Annotated in this window: 15 protein-coding genes; 7 read left to right on the top strand and 8 right to left on the bottom strand. The window is 43.0% G+C overall.

From position 1 onward, the window contains the following. The first annotated feature begins 56 nt into the window (after positions 1 to 56). Positions 57 to 2,402 carry a glycoside hydrolase family 3 protein gene (locus MusilaSJ_RS14060; protein WP_274985597.1) on the top strand — a complete coding sequence of 782 codons (2,346 nt, stop codon included), beginning with the start codon at positions 57 to 59 and terminating at the stop codon, positions 2,400 to 2,402. Positions 2,403 to 2,804: 402 nt separating this feature from the next. On the opposite strand, the gene ruvC is transcribed toward MusilaSJ_RS14060, so the two are convergent. The 4 genes from ruvC to MusilaSJ_RS14040 are packed head-to-tail and all read right to left on the bottom strand — an operon-like array spanning position 2,805 to position 7,987. After that, complete coding sequence (ruvC, locus tag MusilaSJ_RS14055) at positions 2,805 to 3,395, bottom strand: crossover junction endodeoxyribonuclease RuvC (protein WP_274985596.1); 591 nt, start codon at positions 3,393 to 3,395, stop codon at positions 2,805 to 2,807. 19 nt (positions 3,396 to 3,414) lie between these two features. Next, on the bottom strand, positions 3,415 to 4,053 hold the full coding sequence (gene aat, locus MusilaSJ_RS14050; RefSeq protein ID WP_274985595.1) for a leucyl/phenylalanyl-tRNA--protein transferase: 639 nt from the start codon (positions 4,051 to 4,053) through the stop codon (positions 3,415 to 3,417). A gap of 11 nt (positions 4,054 to 4,064) precedes the next feature. Further along, the gene (locus MusilaSJ_RS14045) at positions 4,065 to 5,969 is read right to left on the bottom strand and encodes a DUF3857 domain-containing protein (protein WP_274985594.1); all 1,905 of its coding nucleotides are present in this window, start codon (positions 5,967 to 5,969) and stop codon (positions 4,065 to 4,067) included. A gap of 38 nt (positions 5,970 to 6,007) precedes the next feature. Further along, positions 6,008 to 7,987, bottom strand: coding sequence for a DUF3858 domain-containing protein (locus MusilaSJ_RS14040; protein WP_274985593.1), 1,980 nt, complete (start codon positions 7,985 to 7,987; stop codon positions 6,008 to 6,010). A gap of 207 nt (positions 7,988 to 8,194) precedes the next feature. On the opposite strand from MusilaSJ_RS14040, the gene hflX reads away from it, so the two are divergent. Continuing rightward, on the top strand, positions 8,195 to 9,379 hold the full coding sequence (gene hflX / locus MusilaSJ_RS14035) for a GTPase HflX (RefSeq protein ID WP_274985592.1): 1,185 nt from the start codon (positions 8,195 to 8,197) through the stop codon (positions 9,377 to 9,379). Between the two features lie 55 nt (positions 9,380 to 9,434). Here the strand turns inward: hflX and MusilaSJ_RS28100 are convergent, their stop codons facing one another. From MusilaSJ_RS28100 to mqnB, 4 genes are all read right to left on the bottom strand, one after another. Next, a complete protein-coding gene (locus MusilaSJ_RS28100; protein ID WP_446725145.1) occupies positions 9,435 to 9,596 on the bottom strand; it encodes a PIN domain-containing protein in 162 nt (53 codons plus the stop codon). A 287-nt stretch (positions 9,597 to 9,883) separates the two neighbouring features. After that, complete coding sequence (locus tag MusilaSJ_RS14030) at positions 9,884 to 10,117, bottom strand: hypothetical protein (protein ID WP_274985591.1); 234 nt, start codon at positions 10,115 to 10,117, stop codon at positions 9,884 to 9,886. Between the two features lie 82 nt (positions 10,118 to 10,199). Further along, positions 10,200 to 11,069, bottom strand: a complete 870-nt coding sequence (locus MusilaSJ_RS14025; RefSeq protein WP_274985590.1) for a menaquinone biosynthesis family protein — start codon at positions 11,067 to 11,069, stop codon at positions 10,200 to 10,202. A gap of 12 nt (positions 11,070 to 11,081) precedes the next feature. After that, positions 11,082 to 11,702 carry a futalosine hydrolase gene (gene mqnB, locus MusilaSJ_RS14020; protein WP_274985589.1) on the bottom strand — a complete coding sequence of 207 codons (621 nt, stop codon included), beginning with the start codon at positions 11,700 to 11,702 and terminating at the stop codon, positions 11,082 to 11,084. 75 nt (positions 11,703 to 11,777) lie between these two features. Here mqnB and MusilaSJ_RS14015 point away from each other — a divergent pair, with 75 nt between their 5' ends. The 5 genes from MusilaSJ_RS14015 (at position 11,778) to MusilaSJ_RS13995 (ending at position 18,502) form a co-directional block, all read left to right on the top strand. Next, on the top strand, positions 11,778 to 12,194 hold the full coding sequence (locus MusilaSJ_RS14015) for a 6-pyruvoyl trahydropterin synthase family protein (RefSeq protein WP_274990455.1): 417 nt from the start codon (positions 11,778 to 11,780) through the stop codon (positions 12,192 to 12,194). A 9-nt stretch (positions 12,195 to 12,203) separates the two neighbouring features. Continuing rightward, complete coding sequence (folE, locus tag MusilaSJ_RS14010) at positions 12,204 to 12,845, top strand: GTP cyclohydrolase I FolE (RefSeq protein ID WP_274985588.1); 642 nt, start codon at positions 12,204 to 12,206, stop codon at positions 12,843 to 12,845. Positions 12,846 to 12,970: 125 nt separating this feature from the next. Further along, complete coding sequence (gene fabD, locus MusilaSJ_RS14005) at positions 12,971 to 13,858, top strand: ACP S-malonyltransferase (RefSeq protein ID WP_274985587.1); 888 nt, start codon at positions 12,971 to 12,973, stop codon at positions 13,856 to 13,858. Positions 13,859 to 13,968: 110 nt separating this feature from the next. Continuing rightward, positions 13,969 to 17,676 carry an ATP-binding protein gene (locus MusilaSJ_RS14000; protein WP_274985586.1) on the top strand — a complete coding sequence of 1,236 codons (3,708 nt, stop codon included), beginning with the start codon at positions 13,969 to 13,971 and terminating at the stop codon, positions 17,674 to 17,676. 70 nt (positions 17,677 to 17,746) lie between these two features. Continuing rightward, complete coding sequence (locus MusilaSJ_RS13995) at positions 17,747 to 18,502, top strand: helix-turn-helix domain-containing protein (RefSeq protein WP_274985585.1); 756 nt, start codon at positions 17,747 to 17,749, stop codon at positions 18,500 to 18,502. The last annotated feature ends 29 nt before the right edge of the window (positions 18,503 to 18,531 follow it).

The following is an 18,531-nucleotide window of genomic DNA, read 5'->3' as shown; positions in this document are numbered from 1 at the left end:
AACCCGGCCTCTGCAATATTTTTTGCAGGGGCTTTTTTCTTTAACCCGAATCATGAATGATCATGGCCAAACCAATTAAACTGATAACCCTGCTGGCCCTGCTGCCCGCTACGGCTGCAATAGCACAAAATAAGTGGGCTGAAAGAAAAGCTGGTGATGTTGCTTTTGTAACGAATACCGGCGGACAAAACCTGGGCTATTCCACTACATCAGGCGTAAAAATATTAACCGTCGATGGCTTTGCTTTTAAAGATCTGAACAAGAACGGCAAGCTGGATAAGTATGAAGACTGGCGCTTGCCTGTGGATGAACGCGCTAAAGACCTCGCCTCAAAAATGAATGTTGAGCAAATAGCGGGATTGATGTTGTACAGCCGTCATCAACCAATCCCGGCGGCAGCGGGCGGGCCATTCGCCGGTACTTATAACAATAAAGTTTTTGCTGAAAGCGGTGCCAAAGCGTCTGATCTTTCCGATCAGCAAAAACAATTTTTAGCAAAGGACAACGTAAGGCATGTGCTGGTAACCTCGGTACAAAGCCCGGAAATAGCCGCGCAATGGAATAATAACGCGCAGGCTTTTGTAGAAGGCCTGGGTTTGGGCATTCCCAACAATAACAGTTCCGATCCCCGCCATGGCACCGTGGCAACAGCCGAATACAATGCCGGGGCAGGAGGGGCTATTTCCATGTGGCCGGGTTCGCTTGGATTGGCTGCTACCTTTGATCCTGAAGTGGTGAAAAACTTTGGGCATATAGCTGCGCAGGAGTATCGGGCTTTGGGTATTTCAACGGCACTTTCACCGCAGGTAGATATCGCTACCGATCCGCGATGGGCGCGCGTGAGCGGTACTTTTGGCGAAGACCCTCAATTAGCTGCTGATATGGCCCGTGCATATATCGATGGCTTCCAGACTTCGGCTGCCGAAAAGGAAATTAAAAATGGCTGGGGTTATAACAGCGTAAACGCTATGGTTAAACACTGGCCCGGTGGTGGAGCAGGAGAGGGTGGCAGGGATGCGCACTACGCTTATGGTAAATATGCGGTTTATCCGGGCAACAATTTTAAGCAGCATTTGATCCCTTTTACTGAGGGCGCATTTAAGCTGCAAGGTAAAACAGGCATGGCTGCGGCCGTGATGCCTTATTATACCATCTCATACAACCAGGATATCAAAAACCACGAAAACGTGGCCAACAATTATAACTCCTATATTATTAACGACCTGCTCCGCAAAAAATACAAATATGATGGCGTGGTTTGTACCGATTGGCTGGTTACCGGCGATGAAACTACGGTTGATTCCTTCCTTTCGGGCAAATCATGGGGCGTGGAGGGCCTTTCCATTGCTCAACGCCATTACAAGGTGCTGATGGCGGGTGTTGATCAGTTTGGTGGTAATAATGAGGTTGCCCCGGTTGTTGAAGCTTACCAGATTGGTATAAAAGAACATGGCGAAGCATTTATGCGGGCAAGGTTTGAGCAATCGGCAGTGAGGTTATTGCGCAATATTTTCAGGACAGGGTTGTTCGAAAACCCTTACCTGGAATCTGAAGTTTCCAAACAAGTTGTTGGTAAGCCCGAGTTTATGGATGCCGGTTACCAGGCCCAGCTTAAATCGATAGTGATGTTGAAAAACAAGGCTAACATTTTGCCTTTACAAAGCGGCAAAACGGTGTATGTTCCTAAAAAATTCACGCCGGCAGGCAGGAATTTTTTAGGAATGGAGACACCTGAAAAATTCGAATATCCTGTAAATATGGAAACTGTTAAAAAGTATTTTAAACTGACTGATAACCCCGATGAAGCCGACTATGCATTGGTGTTTATTGCCAGCCCCAACAGCGGCGGCGGTTATAACAGTGCCGATGCCAAAAATGGCGGAACAGGATATGTACCGGTTAACCTGCAATACGGTGCCTATACTGCTACCGATGCCCGCGCAACCAGTATAGCAGGTGGCGATCCACTGGAAAAGTTTACCAACCGTACTTACAAGGGTAAATCAAGCACTGCTATTAATGTTACCGATTTGGCTATGGTTACCGATGCTTACGCCAAAATGAAAGGCAAACCGGTTATTGTATCGGTTAATATGAGTAACCCGATGGTTTTTGCTGAATTTGAAAAGGATGCCAATGCCATCATTGTTGATTTTGGTGTGCAGGGCCAGGCTTCGCTTGATATCATGACCGGTAAAGCTGAGCCATCCGCGTTGTTACCGTTACAAATGCCGGTTGATATGAAAGCCGTTGAAGCCCAGTTTGAGGATGTGCCGCACGATATGAAATGCTATGTTGACGAGCAGGGCAATAAGTATGATTTTGGTTTCGGCCTAAACTGGAAAGGGGTGATTAAAGATGGACGTGTGGATAAGTATGTGAAGAGTGTGGTGAAGCCGTAAAGGCGCGTCTCCACTGCGTCATGGGTAGGAGTTAAAATACGGGTCTCTGAAGGAGAAATAACATGCTCCATCGTCATGCCGAATTTATTTCGGCATCCCACAGGACAGGTAGTCGCTTTGCTTAGCATGGCTGCTTAGCGAGTGGGGTGCTGAAACAAGTTACCCATGACAAAAATAAAAAATGGGTCATGCTGAGCCCGTCGAAGCATAGTGGGCAGGCCTCTGCGCGCGAGTCTTCGACAGGCTCAGACTGACAGGCCGTCTTTTGTCACCTTCAGAGTCCACGGGTTTAAACACTCAGCATGACAAATGTTCGTTATAATTCAGACTTACGAAGTTTTCAAAACTTCTTAAGTCTTCTGCTTTTTATTTGGAATAATAAGGTGGAAAAATCAGATGGTCTCACTTCACAATCCGCTTAGCATTATCCTTCACAAAAGTATCCCAACCTGAATATGATTTTTTAGAGCCTTGGTTTCCGGAACCCGAACCCGTAGGGATCCGCTGAAATGAATGACAAACAGCTACAGCCAAACCATCGGTAGCATCCAGAAAATCGGGGGTTTCTTTAAATTTTAGCAGGCTTTGCAGCATGGCGGCTACCTGTTCTTTGGTAGCATTGCCATTACCGGTTATAGATTGTTTTATTTTACGGGGAGCATATTCGGTGATGTCTACATTGCGCGATAATGCCGCTGCTATGGCCATTCCCTGCGCGCGACCGAGTTTCAGCATCACCTGTATATTTTTGCCGTAAAAAGGAGCTTCAATAGCCAGGCAATCGGGGTGGTAGTTATCAATGAGGGCAACGGTTTTTTCAAAGATGCGCTGCAGCTTAAGCATATGATCGTCGGTAACGGGCATTTTTACTACCCCCATAGCAAGCAGCTCAATTTTAGGGCCGGTTTCCTTTAGCAGTCCGTAACCCATAACGGCTGTGCCGGGGTCGATACCTAAAATGATCCTTTCCTTTAAATTTACCACCTGCTGCATATGGCTCAAAGGTAACTAATCAAACTAAATTATTTAGCAATACATCCATATATTGCTCCCGGCTTATCATCCTTGCTCCAAGCGATTCGAGATGACCGGTGTGTACCTGGCAATCGATAAGCTTGTACGGGCCTGTATTGCACAGATAGATGAGCGCTGTTTTTGAAGCGTTGCTGACGCGGCTAAACATACTCTCACCACAAAAAACATCACCTACGTGTACACCGTAAAGGCCGCCGACCAGCTTGTCATCCTGCCATACTTCAACCGAATGGGCATAGCCTTCCAAATGCAGGCGGTTATAAGCGGATATCATATCGGGCACTATCCAGGTGCCGTCCTGCCCTTCACGCGGAGCGGTTGAGCAGGCTGTTATAACATCGTTAAAGCAGGTGTCAACAGTAACCTTCTGTTTGCCGGAACGTAATACCTGCCTCATAGATTTGGATATTTTTAACTCATCCGGAAATAAAACAAACCGCTCGTGCGGCGAATACCATAGGATAGGCGTATCATCACTATACCATGGAAAAATGCCGTTTTGATAGGCCAGCAACAAACGGTCTGTGCTCAGATCACCGCCAACAGCCAAAAGCCCGTCTGGTTCGGCCAGATCGGGCTTTGGAAATATTAAACGTTCGTCGAGCCTGAATATCATCAGGCGCAAATTTATGCTTTACGGCGGATCACCAGCTTTTTATTTTGGGCTTTGGCTATAGCATCCATATAAACCTGCATCTCGGTGTATTTGGCAGCCGGAATCACGTGGTTTTTTAAATTGAATTTGGTAGTGCTTACCACCTGGTTTTTAGTTGCGTCATAAACATACTTAACATCATAAGTACCGTAAGTAAATTTAAGGCTTTGATCGGTTGGCAGGGCGTCAATTTCAAAGCCGGCAGGCAGATCAATAGTGGTAACGCAGGTTTTTAGCATGGGGATTTCAAAGAAAAAATCGCTTTTCCGTTTTTCAAGTATGGGTACGGTTGTTTTCCACAGATCAAAAACACGGGGTTTGTAAAATTGCTTGTTGCCCGCCGATACATCGCAAAATTTATCGTACTCCAGCTCAATGTCCAGTTCTTTTGTACCATCTTTATCTGTTGATGGCTTGAACTCAAAAAGTGATGGCTGCTTCATGTTCAGCATCTTAATCAGTACCTGTTTTTGCTCGTCGGTTTTTAAGGCGGCTATACCCAGGTAATCATCGCGATATTCGCCTGTGCTTAAAATTTTAAGTGTTGCCTTTGCGCCGCCATCCGCGTCAAGTACCACATGCGCCTCGCTATTAAATTGGTTGTCAATATCTCTGCTGCGCGGAGTTTTAACCAGTTTGCCTCCATCTTCGGTAACCAGCAATGCATACCTGTTTTCGGTAAATGGGCCAAGCTTGCCAAATGGCTTTTGCATATTGGTACACTCAAGCCAGGTAGTATCACCTTTAAAAGGTACACATAAAATAATGTGATTAAAGGGATCGCTTGGAAATGCAGGATCAGCTGGCTCTCCGTTTGAGCCTGCGTTTATTATGGCATAATACGATGGAATATCAGCTGCCTTTAATAAGGCATACATGTAGTTTGATAATGCCTTGCAATCGCCATACTTTTTCTGGTCGACAAATGTAGCCGGGAATGGCTTTAAACCTCCAATGCCGAGCTGGATACTTACATAACGCATGTTTTGCTGCATGTATTGGTATAAGAACTTCGTTTTCTCTTTGTCGGTTTTAAAGTCGGCCGTCATTTTTTTAACCTCGGCTATCCGCTCCGGACTAAGCGAGCATACGTCTGCATTGAGGGCCTGCAGCCATTTGCCAAAATTTTGCCAGGTGCTGATATCGCCGGGAATACCACCAAACTGGAATGAGTTTGCTGCAAACATGATCCGCGGCATAACCTGCCATGATTCAGCGTCGTCTTCGGGCTTTACAGCTTTTAAATTTTTTACATGCCAGGTGTATTTTTCAAACTCTCCGGCAGGTGTTTTTTCGGGCTTGATGGCAGTATTTTTATTCATGTACCTGAAACCTACCGAAGGATTGACCAGGACGGTATACTCCGCGTTTTGGACTGCCCGCTCGGGCCGTTGAATTTCCCATTCGCCCAAATCGAGGTAACTGTTCATGTCCTCCTCAAAAATTACCTCAATAGTAGTGGGATATGCAGATATGGGATGCTCCATGACCAGCACCCTGTCGTCGGTTACAATAGAGATCCCATCAGTAGCAGCGTGGTCATAAAAATCACTTTTGTGGTATTTTTTTATCATCGTTCCACCGGCGTTATAAACCAGCATTTGTACATCATCAACACTGCTGAATTTTTTATCATAACCGAGGCCAAGTTGGGCAGCGGCATCACCTTTTTCATTTAAAACGGTGATGATGGCGTGATGCTTTATGGTCATTTTACCAGCTGCTTTTACTGTAACCTCGTCTGAAGAATACCGCACAACCGAATTTGCTTCCTCTTTCAATGAATCGGGAATGGTTGATGCTATATAAAATTCTTTCGGAAGGTTCTTATCCTGGCTATAACTTTTGGCCGCTAAAATGAGTATAGCTGCAACCATTAGCAGCCTGTTAAAATATTGGGTACACATGTTATCGATCAGGCTTTTTTAAGTACTATTTGCTCGGTAAGCATATCCTGCATTTGTTTGTAAAATTCTCTTAACTCGGGATAACTTTCCTTTTCGTAAAAAGCCTTTTCGTATGAAATAACATATCGCACTACAATCATTCCGTCCTGTTCGGCAATAAAACGTTTAAGGCTTATGCTTTGATCGGGCATAACCATGCGAATGCTTTTAGGCAGGGCATCAATTTTGTAACCTGCCGGAATTTTGTAGGTGCCGTTTATCTCATACCTGTTACGGTGCCCAAAGTCGATATCAGTAGCGCGCTTTTCGCTCAGGAAAGGGTTGGTACGTATAGGTGTAAAAAGGTTGGGGTTAAAATAAATATATGTTCCGTCGGAACCGGTGAGCTCCAGGTCAAAAGCTATATTTTGTACCAGTGGCAGGGTATCTGACTCCATATCCCTCATTTTTAATGATGATATTTTAAGGTTGTTGTCGTTGGCCTTTATATAGTCGATATATTTTTTTTCACCATCGGTTTTATAACGTTCAACACTGCTTATTTTGTGATAGCTGAAGCTGCTGATATCTGCAGTTCCGGTCATTTTGCTGTCCGCCTTAATGTCGGCATTGATCATAACCACCTGCCTGGCCGGGCTTTCTTTTGTAATATAAAGCATATCATAAGTGTTGGCCTGCTTATCAATATACAAACCCGATGAATTCAGTAACATATCGGGTGTTTCGTTATATAAATTGTATTTGTTTGTAGCATCAAGGATATACTCTTTTGTGCTATCCACCGGAATGTAAACCACTGCGCGGTTAAACTGCGAAAGCGAAGTGTTGAAGCGGTTCACTTTTCCGTGTTCACGGGTGCTCACAATCATAGGGTAGATTTCCTTAATGCCCGATTGCTTAAGCAGGTGGTATAAAATAATATTAACCTCGGCCGAGTTGCCCGTTTTCTTTTCCCAGGCCCGGTAAGTACCATCGTTTGTATACCAGCGGTCAACACCATCCCATTTCATAAGGGTTTTTACCTGGTTAAAAACATAAGCTATTTTTTCATCATCAGTTTTAAATGTTTTGGCTTTGGTGATAATTGGCTCTTCATCTTTTAATTTACGTTTTAACTGGCCGCCAAAATCTTCATCATCGGCAATAAGACCGCCCACTTTAGCCCAGGTATCTGAATATGACTTGTAAAAGCCATAGCTTGATTTTACAGAAGTAAGATTAAACTGTAACGACATGATATTGTCAGTATATGAGCGCATGTATGGCTCATCATGCAGCGACGGGATGTTTTCCATAACCCTGAAATCTTTTTCATCATTATATGATAAAGGATTTGTACCGGGCATGGTGCGGGCATCTGATTTATGGGTTTCTTTTGAATAAGGCATCCAAACGTGGTTCACCGTGCGGAAATATAGCAGATCGGGAATAGATGTATCCAACTCGCTGTACCGCACCGGGATTTTTTGCTGAAAATCCCACGACGGAAAATTGCTTATCGAAGCGGTATGATATTTATACTTGTATTCAATTACCGACCCCGCTTTAACGTTTGGCATTGAAAAAACAATAGCGCTGCGTACCTTATCAATGGCTTGGGTATAGATAAGTTTTTTATCCAGTTTGGTTATTTCGGGCTTTCCGTTAACCAGGTTAATGGTTTCGGCTTGCACATCGGTAATATATTCCAGCCGGTTACCGCCGTAATATTCAATACGGATGTTGGCTTCATCTTTACCATTATCGTTAAAAATCTTGATCCGTTTGTGATACTCGCCGCTAATGTCAAATGAACTATCGTAATAAACATCGCCTTTGTTAAAAAGGACTTCGGCATTGGCATCGGGCTCAAAATCGCATTTGGCCATTTCAAGGTCGGCGATTTCAATTTTGCCAAAGGGTAAAATTTTAGTGGGAAGGGCGGTTTTTTGAGCGGTAACCGGTAACGCAAATAGGGCTGCTCCAAGCAGTAATAAAAGCCTGTTCATCGTGATGAGGTTTAATCGAATCAAAAATAACAATTACCGGAATATTTAAAAACAAATTTTTTTAGTCATTTTAATTTAATTTTTTTTAATGAAACCTCCTGTCATAAATTTACCTCCGCTTATGTTATTTTGACATTAAAATTTTATTTCATAGCCCCATTTACGTACATTTATTTAACTGGCATTCGGATTGATATACTGTAATTAATGAAACAAAAATTTTATGATACTGCTGTGAAGCAGGAAAAAGCTGTACTTGTGGGCGTAATAACGCCCAATGAAACCGACGAGATTGAGAAGGAACACCTGGAAGAGCTGGAGTTTTTAGCCAGCACCGCGGGAGCGTTAACGGTGAGCCATTTCACTCAAAAACTACAGCGCCCGGACAGGGCAACCTTTGTTGGCTCGGGCAAGCTGGAAGATATTAAAGCCTACGTTAAAGAAGAAGAAATTGATATAGTTATTTTTGATGATGGGCTTTCGCCTTCACAATTACGAAATATTGAGAACGAACTACAGGTAAAGATCCTGGATCGGAATAACCTCATCCTGGATATTTTCGCCAGTCGTGCACAAACAGCACAAGCTAAAACCCAGGTTGAGTTGGCTCAGCTACAATACCTGCTGCCCCGCCTTACCCGCCTCTGGACCCACCTGGAACGCCAGAAGGGTGGTATTGGTATGCGCGGCCCGGGTGAGTCGCAAATTGAAACCGACCGCCGTTTGATCCTGAATAAGATCTCCTTACTAAAGGATAAACTGAAGCAGATAGATAAGCAGAACGAAACCCAGCGCAAAAACCGCCATCAACTGGTGCGTACCGCCCTGGTTGGTTATACCAACGTAGGTAAATCGACTATCATGAACATGATAGCCAAATCGGAAGTGTTTGCGGAGAATAAGCTGTTTGCCACACTGGATACTACGGTGAGGAAAGTTGTGATCGAGAACCTGCCCTTCCTGATGTCGGACACGGTAGGTTTTATCCGTAAGCTGCCCCACCATTTGGTTGAATGCTTTAAATCAACGCTTGATGAAACCCGCGAGGCGGATATCCTGATCCATGTAGTAGATATTTCGCACCCTAATTTTGAAGATCAGATCCGTACGGTTAACGAAACCCTGAAAGATATCGGTGCTATCGATAAACGCATCATTACGGTATTTAACAAAATAGATGCCTTTAAACCCGAAGACCACCATGTGCCGCAGCAGGAAGAGCCATTGACCCTGGAAGACTTTAAACAAAGCTGGATGGCCAAGAATAACGCGCCGGCCATATTTATCTCGGCAACGAAAAAGGAAAATGTGGAGGAGTTCAGGGCCTTGCTTTATAAGGAAGTGAAGGCTATACACACCGAAAGGTATCCGTATGACGCTTTGTTGTATTGAGAGCTGATTGAAATCAACATGAACAAAACAGGGATACATTTTGGTGCGTCCCTTTTTATTTTGGCATAAGTGTTTGGGGTGAAATATGTTTTACCTCCATAAAAATTTGGTGAAGATGGTCAAAATCTTTATCGGTGGTTACTAATGTTAACCCAAGCAGTGCGGCGGTTGCCGCTATCCACAAATCATTTTTGCCATATTGCGAGGGGTAGCAAATTGATAATCTTGAAATGAGGTTGCGACGTTATGAGTAGGCGTCAATTTGTGAATAAGAATTAACAAGCGTTTGTGAGGCCTCTACCTGATAGCTTTCATCTATTATTGGTTGAATAAAGTCTCATTTTTCTTTTGCCCAATTGTTTTGAAGTGCAATAGATCGTAATTCGGCAATAGTAACAACAGAAACATACAATTTTCGGTTATTGGGGTTGATGACTGTACTTAAAAGTTTCAGTTTGGGATATCTTGATATAAAAATGAAAATGTTGGTATCAAACAATAAATTCATCTTTTCTCTCTCAAAATTTCAAGTGCGGCTTTGACATCTTCATCAGTTAAAAAGCCATCATCGGGCAAAGCCTCAAGAACGGTTTCGATATTCTCGGGATTTTTACCCATTTTATTTGCGAAGGCTGTAGCACCGCCAGCGGCCAGAATCTCTTCTACCGAATATGATTTAGGTATTGGTGGCATGTATGGAGTTTTGAGTTCCTCTATTTTAATTTTTGTTGTCTTCATTTAATCCTCCCTGCTACACAAATATAATTAAAACAAGTAGAATATTTATCATTATAGCTTCATACTTTACTGCTGTACCTAATCAATCAGTCAAATATATCCCATCCTTCACCTCCGGTATAATGCCCTTCTCCAATGCGGTATCAAACATCAGGTTAATAGCTTTACGCCCTTCTTCCCCCAGCTCAATTGAGTATTGATTTACATAAAGTTCAATGTGCTTGTACATCACTTCTTCGCTCATTTCCTGGGCATGTTGGCGGATAAACTCTAAGCCTGATTTGGGGTTAGCAAAAGCAAACTCCACGGATTTACGCAGTACCCGGTTTATTTTATGCTGAATATCCAGCGGTAAATTACGGTTAGCTACAATGCCGCCAAGGGGGATAGCACAGCCTGTGCGTTTTTCCCAGTAATCGCCAAGGTCGATGATCTTTTTGAGGCCTTTATCCTGGTAGGTAAAGCGGTTTTCATGAATGATAAGGCCGATATCAATCCGGCCATCAAGCACGGCATCTTCAATATCCGAAAATACCAGTACCTGTTTGTTGGCAGCTTCGGGAAAGGCAAGGCCTAATAAAAAGTTGGCTGTAGTATATTTACCCGGGATACCGATCAAAGGATTTTTGATTTCGAAATTTCGATTTCGGATTTCTCCTTTTTCCAAATCCGAAATCGAAATTTCCTGATCCGAAATCAACAATGGTCCTACCCCAAAGCCCAGCGCGCTGCCCGAGTCAAGCAGTACATACTTATCTGTTACGTAAGCAAACGCGTGATAGCTCAGTTTGGTAATATCCAGTTCGCCACGAAAAGCTTTTTGGTTAAGTGTTTCTACATCATCATAAAATACTTCAAACTCCAGGCCTTCGGTGTCAATTTTATGGTGGATTAGCGCATCAAAAATAAAAGTATCGTTAGGACAGGGCGAAAATCCGAGGGTTAGTTTCATACGGGTAGCAGATTAATTGTTAATGATCTGGTTCACCAGGTCGATGGCAAATGTATTCAGATTTTTAATGGCCAGCCCGATATTCCAGGCCTCTCGGTTGCGTTTTTCTACGTAATTTGACACTGCCCTGATCTGTAGGCCCGGTATGTTCATCTGCCGGCAGGCGTAAAAAAAGGCCGCGCCCTCCATGCTTTCCAGTTGCGGGCTTAGCCGTTGCTGTACTTTTTGGATGGATGTCTCGTGGCCGTGCACCGTATTAACGGTTATAGCCTTTGCCTTTTTTAGGAAAAAGTTGGGATAAACCTGCTCAAGCGATGTTGTGGGCAAAAAAACGCTTTCGCCAAAGCCAAGGGTATCTATCGGGATAAAAGCTTCATCATCCTGGGCGCCAAGTTCGGCAAAGGTATCTTCGGTTATTTCCAGCACATCGCCTAAATGGAAATTACGGTCGAAACTGCCTGCTATGCCGAGATTTAAAACAAGATCGTACGTATGATTGCTTAATTGCCGGGCCAGGCCAAAGGCTGTTGGCACCATGCCTGCACCGGTTATTAATACATCAACCTTATTGCCCAATTGGTTTACCAGGGGCTCAACCTCAAATTTGGTAGCTGCAACAATGAGTATAAGCATATTGCATTATTTTGACGGCTAATATAAAACAACTACCCTGTTTTTGTTTTGTATATTTGCACCCAATTTGTTATGATGATACATATAACGCGCAAGGAACATTTTAATGCCGCTCACCGGATGTACCGTGAGGAATGGAGCGCTGAAAAAAACTTTGAGGTGTTTGGCAAATGCGCCAACCCCAACTGGCATGGACACAATTACAACCTGTTTGTAACTGTAAAGGGAGAGGTCACGCACGCTACAGGCTATCTTATCGATTTAAAAGAGCTGAAGATAATTATTAACGAGTACGTTATCGAAAAGCTTGACCATAAAAACATCAATAAAGATGTTGATTTTATGGCCGGCAAAATGGCATCGACCGAGTTGCTCTGCATTGAGATCTTTAACCAGTTAAAAGGACCTATTGAGGCTTACGAAGGCGTATTTTTGCACTCGGTGAGGCTGTACGAAACCGAAAATAATTCTGCCGAGTATTTTGGCGGTTAATTTTATAAAATGAGCGACTCACAATTTAGCCAGGATACCGACGATGACGATTTCGGCGGATATATTAAAATAGATCGTTATAACCAGGAGCGGATTGATAGTTTGAAAGGTAACTATCATAACGTGTTAAAGCAGATAGGCGAAGACGCCCAGCGCGAAGGTTTGTTAAAAACCCCCGAACGCGTTGCCAAAGCCATGCTTTATTTAACCCACGGTTACGAACTTAATGCAGAAGAGATCCTGAACTCGGCCAAATTCAGGGAAGATTACAGCCAGATGGTAGTAGTAAAAGACATTGAAGTTTATTCGATGTGCGAGCACCATATGCTGCCATTTTTTGGCAAGGCTCACGTGGCCTACATCCCTAACGGGCATGTGGTTGGTTTAAGTAAGATCCCGCGTGTGGTTGATGTTTTCGCCCGCCGTTTGCAGGTGCAGGAACGTTTAACAAACGAAATCCGCGATTGTATTCAGCAAACACTGAACCCTGTAGGCGTTGGTGTGGTAATTGAATGCCGTCACCTGTGCATGAGCATGCGCGGCGTACAAAAACAAAACTCGGTAACCACCACGTCGGCCTTTACGGGTGAGTTCCTGAAAGAAAAAACCAGGACCGAGTTTTTGAATTTGATTTCATCTAAGCTGAGTTGATTGGGTGAATGGTTGATTAGGTGAGTAGTTGACTGAGTGAAAATTTAGCTCATTCAAAAAACAACCACTCTCCTAATCAACCCAATCAACCATTCACTTAATTAGTCAACCAATAAACCAAAACTATGAAAGCATATATTTTCCCGGGCCAGGGCGCCCAGTTTCCGGGTATGGGCAAGGACCTGTACAATCAATCAGAAAAAGCACGTGAGCTGTTTGAAAAAGCTAACGAAATCCTGGGTTTCCGCATTACTGATGTAATGTTTGAAGGCACTGCCGATGACCTGGTGCAAACCAGCGTTACCCAGCCTGCTATTTACTTACATTCAACCATTTTGGCCACGGTTTTGGGTGATGATTTTAAGCCCGAAATGGTTGCGGGCCACTCATTGGGTGAATTTTCGGCCCTGGTAGCCGCAGGGGCTTTGTCATTTGAAGATGGCTTACGTTTGGTAGCAGCACGTGCCAACGCTATGCAAAAGGCTTGTGAAATACAACCATCAACTATGGCCGCTATTTTAGGCCTGGATGATTTTACCGTAGAAGATATTTGCCAGCGCATAAGCGAGGTTGTTGTGCCTGCAAATTACAACTGCCCGGGTCAGCTGGTGATATCGGGCTCCATTGCCGGTATTGACGAGGCTTGTATGAAAATGACCGAAGCCGGTGCAAAACGTGCGCTAAAGCTCAAAGTAGGCGGAGCGTTCCATTCACCGTTAATGGAAGCCGCGAGGGTTGAACTGGAGGCCGCGATTGTGGCTACCGAGATCAAAGCCCCGGTATGCCCCATCTACCAAAATATAGATGCCAAGCCATATACCGACCCTGAGCTGATTAAACACAATCTGATAGCCCAGCTTACCGGTGCCGTTAGGTGGACACAAACCGTAATGCATATGCTTGAAGATGGTGCTACCTCATTTACCGAAGTGGGGCCGGGCAACGTACTGCAGGGCCTTGTTAAAAAGGTTGATAAAACCGTTGAAACTGCAAGCGCCGCGTTACCGCAATAATTTTTAAAAGCCACATACAACATGTGGCTTTTATTTTTGTTATAGGCTTGTATTAAACAAAAAATCCATAGTATAGCAACATCTTGACTACTTCCGGAAAAATACGCCTATTGCTTGCCCTTTTGGGGCTTAGTTTGCTGCTTACGGCCGTTATTGTTCAAAAAACATATACGCCCGTAAATAGCCTTGTGCAGTCTGCCCGGATACTGGAAGACAACCTCCATAACAAAGAAGCGTTTATAAATAAGCAGCTTAACGGTACCGACCGTTTTAAAAAGATGATGAACCTGCGCAATAATGAGCAGGATGCTATTAATGCTATTGAAAATTTTACCACCCAAAACAACATTTGGTTTATAACCTTAACCAATAATAAATTAAGCTTTTGGAGTGGCATAAAAGTATTGCCCGATAGTACCAATACCATTAAAGATGGCTATTCCTTTATTAAGCAGCCCAACGGGTATTATGAAACGTTCCGGAAAACGGAGGGAAATTTTTCCGTTATCTTCTTTATTCCGGTTAAGATCAATTACGCGTTCCAGAACAAATACCTTCAAAACAAATTTGCCAGGGATCTTCTCGATGATGATAACATTGATATAGCCGATTTTACAGATGTCAACGTTTATGAGGTTCATAGCAGCGATAATGATTACCTGTTTTCGGTAAAGCTTAAAAATAATGACGCCAATAATGATTTTGTTTACTATGAACTTTCATTTTGGATCCTCACCGCCATTACGCTTTGTGTACTGATGCATAATATTTGCAATTATGTGGCATCAAAAGGGTATGTGGTATTATCCATCATATTCCTTGCTTTGTACATTGTGCTGTTCAGGTTTGTTAACCTGCATTATAACCTGCCCGATTTTACTTATAAGCTTAGCATTTTCAATCCGGTATTTTATGGCTCAAGCCTGGTTTATCCTTCGCTGGGCGATTTTTGTATCAATATCCTGGTCATTTTTTGGCTTGTAGCCTATGTGTACAGGCAGCGCCGCAGGTTTTTAACCAATGTACAAAACAAAACTGCCGGCTATGTTATCGTGGTTATTGCTATTTTAACGCTTATTGGGGCGTCAACATCATTATTGCGTTTGTTTCATGGCCTGGTTATCAACTCAAAAATCAATTTTGATGTAAACAATGTGCTCAGCTTAACGGGGTTCAGCATATTGGGGGTATTAATGCTGTGCTTTAGCTTTTTGATATTTTACCTGCTCAATGAAATCATTTTAACTATATGTCTGAAGCTTAACGTACCCCGAACGCACCAGTTATTCCTGTTTTTGTCCGGAATTATCATAGCAACCATCGTGTTTACCTATTTTCATGAATTTACGCTGTTTTACATATTGTGGGCACTGTTGGTACTGATAAGGGCATATAGTTTTATTTATTATAAAGAACAGCTTTTTGCCACTTCATTTTTGGGTATCGTGTTTGTTTGCGCCCTGATAGCGGCCATTAAGCTTAATCATTTTGAAGATCTGAAAGAGCACGAAACCCGGAAAGCCCTGGTGCAAAAACTGGAGATCCCGGATGATGCTACGGCCGATTATATTTTTAAAAGGATAGAAAATCAAATTATAACGGATACTGCCATAGTACGCTATTTTACTAACGGCCTGCACAACGGCGATTATCTTAAAACCCGTTTCCAAAAACTTTATTTTGATGGCTACCTGTCAAAGTACGAGTTTAAAGTTCATGAATTTGATGCCAATGATGAACCTACCTCGGCAGATAAAAACTACTCGCTGAGTGTGTTTAAAGACCTCGTGCTATATAGTTCATTTAAGGTGTCCGACTATTTTTACCGCGAAAATGAATCGTTTGGATACCAGAATTACTTTGCCATACTGCCTGTAAATACCAGTAATAAGCAATTGGGCACTATTGTAATTGAGCTTAAATCAAAACCGCTGCAATTATCAGGTGCTTTCCCCGAATTATTGATCGACGGCAACATAAGCCCTGAAAATGACTTTAAAGATTATTCATACGCCTTTTATAGCGATAACAAATTGCTGAGCCAGCGCGGTACCTATGTTTACTCGCTCGATAACAGGGAGTTTAAAGGCGACCTGAAAAAATACACCGAAAAAACCACTCAAAACCACAGCACTGCCTGGTACGAAAGCTTTACAACATACAATCACCTGATATACAGGCCCAGCGAAAGAAACCTGATTGTTGTTAGCAGGGAAGAAAACTCACTTTACTATGCGGTTACTTCGCTTACCTTCTTTTTAGTGGTCATACTGATATTCAGCGCGGTTATCATCACTTTAAAATGGTCATGGGCCCGCATTAAGATCTTTAATATAGCCGAAGACGGGCTGAAGATAAACTTCAGGATAAATTTTGATAAGGTATTGTATAAAACCCGCATCCAGATCTCGATGATACTGGCCGTAGTGGTTACCCTGGTACTTGTTGGCTTTATTACTTTTTTATCCATCAGTAACCAGTACTATACCCAGCAGGAAAAAATGATCAGGGATAAAATAACCCGTATAGCATCGGCATTTGAAAACGGCCTTTTTACCCAGTACGTTGAGCATCTCAATGAGGAGAGCCAGGTTCATTTTAATGAGCTGGCCAATACCTACGCAACCGACCTTACTTTGTTTGATACCAATGGGGTTCCCTTGCTAACCACTCAGCCTAAAATTTATGAAAACGGCCTCGTGGCAAAACGGATGAACGCCCGTGCATTCATCTTTTTGAGCAAATTGCAAAAAACCGAGTTTGTAAATGACGAAAAAATTGGCGAACTGAGCTATAAAGCGGCCTATGCCCCGGTAACACTTACTGCATCAAACAAAACGGTTGCCTATATCCAGTTGCCTTATTTTAGTAATGAAACCGACTACCGCGAGCGCATAAGCTCATTGCTTAATGTGATGATAAACGTTTACGCCATTGTTTTTATAGCAATAGGCTTATTTGCCATCATTATAGCAAGACAGATAACCGCGCCGTTAAACTTTATACAACAAAGCCTCAGCAAAACCATCTACGGTAAAAAGAACGAACATATCAAATGGTCGCGCGATGACGAGATCGGCGCATTGGTTAAGGAGTATAACAAAATGATATCGGCCCTGGAAAACAGTGCCCAGCGGCTGGCACAATCCGAACGCGAAAGCGCCTGGCGCGAAATGGCCAAGCAGGTGGCTCATGAAATTAAAAACCCGCTAACGCCGCTAAAACTGGGCTTACAACTGCTTGATAAATCATGGAAGGACAAAGATCCCAGGTTTGATCAAAAATTTGAACGTTTCAGCAAGTCATTTGTGGAGCAGATTGAAAGCCTGTCGTCGATAGCGTCGGAGTTTTCGGCGTTTGCCAAGATGCCGGATACCCGCATTGAGCAGATCAATATTTTTGATATGTTAAACCAGGCAGTTACCATTTTTAAACAGATGGATAACGTGCAGATTACGTATCTGCAACCAGAAAACTCGTTCATTATCAATGCCGACCGCGACCAGCTCTTGCGCTGTTTTAATAACCTGTTGAAAAATGCTATTGAAGCCACCCCTCAGGATAGGAAGTGCATCATAGATATCAATTACCTGGTAACCAGCAAAAATATCCTGCTTACCATCAAAGATAACGGTAATGGGATTCCGGAAGAGATGCGTGAAAAGATCTTTGAGCCAAACTTTACCACCAAAAGCTCCGGAACGGGTTTAGGCCTTGCATTCATCAAAAACTCTATTGAAAATGCCAACGGCAAAATTTGGTTTGAAACAACTATGGGCACAGGAACCACATTTTATTTAAGTTTACCTGCTGCTTAATAATTAAACCGCCGGTAAATTAATGGTAACCAGCTGATTTGAAGTGCAATAGAGTAAATTAACAAAAGCTATGAGCAATAACCTGGAATACAGAATTGTTAGGCCCGGTAAACCACTTTCGGATTTTGTTGATAGCTTTTGGTTTTTACGTAACCTGTCGGACGCCGATAAAGATACAACGGGGTTACCCGACGGACTTATTGATATATTGCTTTTTAAATCCGCTACACAGCCTTTTAGTATTGCACAGCTTGGGGGGCTAACCCAGTTTGAACAGGCCAAAGTTTCGGCCAATAGTGTAATATTCTGCATTAGCTTCAAATTGCTTGCCGTTGAGTATATTTTTGGAGAGGCCATTGCCGATATAGTAAACGGTGGCAGATTTTTACCGGAAGGCTATTGGGGGTTTACAGAAAACGATTTGCTGGATTTTGACTGCTTTGTTGAAAAAGCAACGCAGAAGATCAGATCACTTATTCCGGAAGAAATAGATGAACGTAAACGAAAATTGTTTGAACTGATTTATCTAACGAAAGGGAGGATCACGGTTAAAGAGCTTTCCGAAAAAGTGTTTTGGAGCAGCCGGCAGATAAATCGCTACTTTAATCAGCAATTCGGGATCTCACTTAAAGCCTATTGCAATATTCTTCGTTTCCGCGCCTCGTTGGAGCATATTGCAGACGGCCGGCTGTTTCCGGAGGAGAACTTTTTTGACCAGAACCATTTTATCAAAGAAGTGAAAAAGTTTTCGGGCGTTGTACCAAAAGAATTATCCAAAAACAAAAACGACCGATTTATACTATTATCGGCCATCAGGCAGAAATAATTTTGCATCGTAATTAAACGATGAAAAAT

The organism is Mucilaginibacter sp. SJ (genome assembly GCF_028993635.1).
GTDB lineage: Bacteria > Bacteroidota > Bacteroidia > Sphingobacteriales > Sphingobacteriaceae > Mucilaginibacter.
The sequence above is the reverse complement of the archived record's forward strand: the minus strand, read 5'-3'. Positions and strand labels throughout refer to the sequence as shown.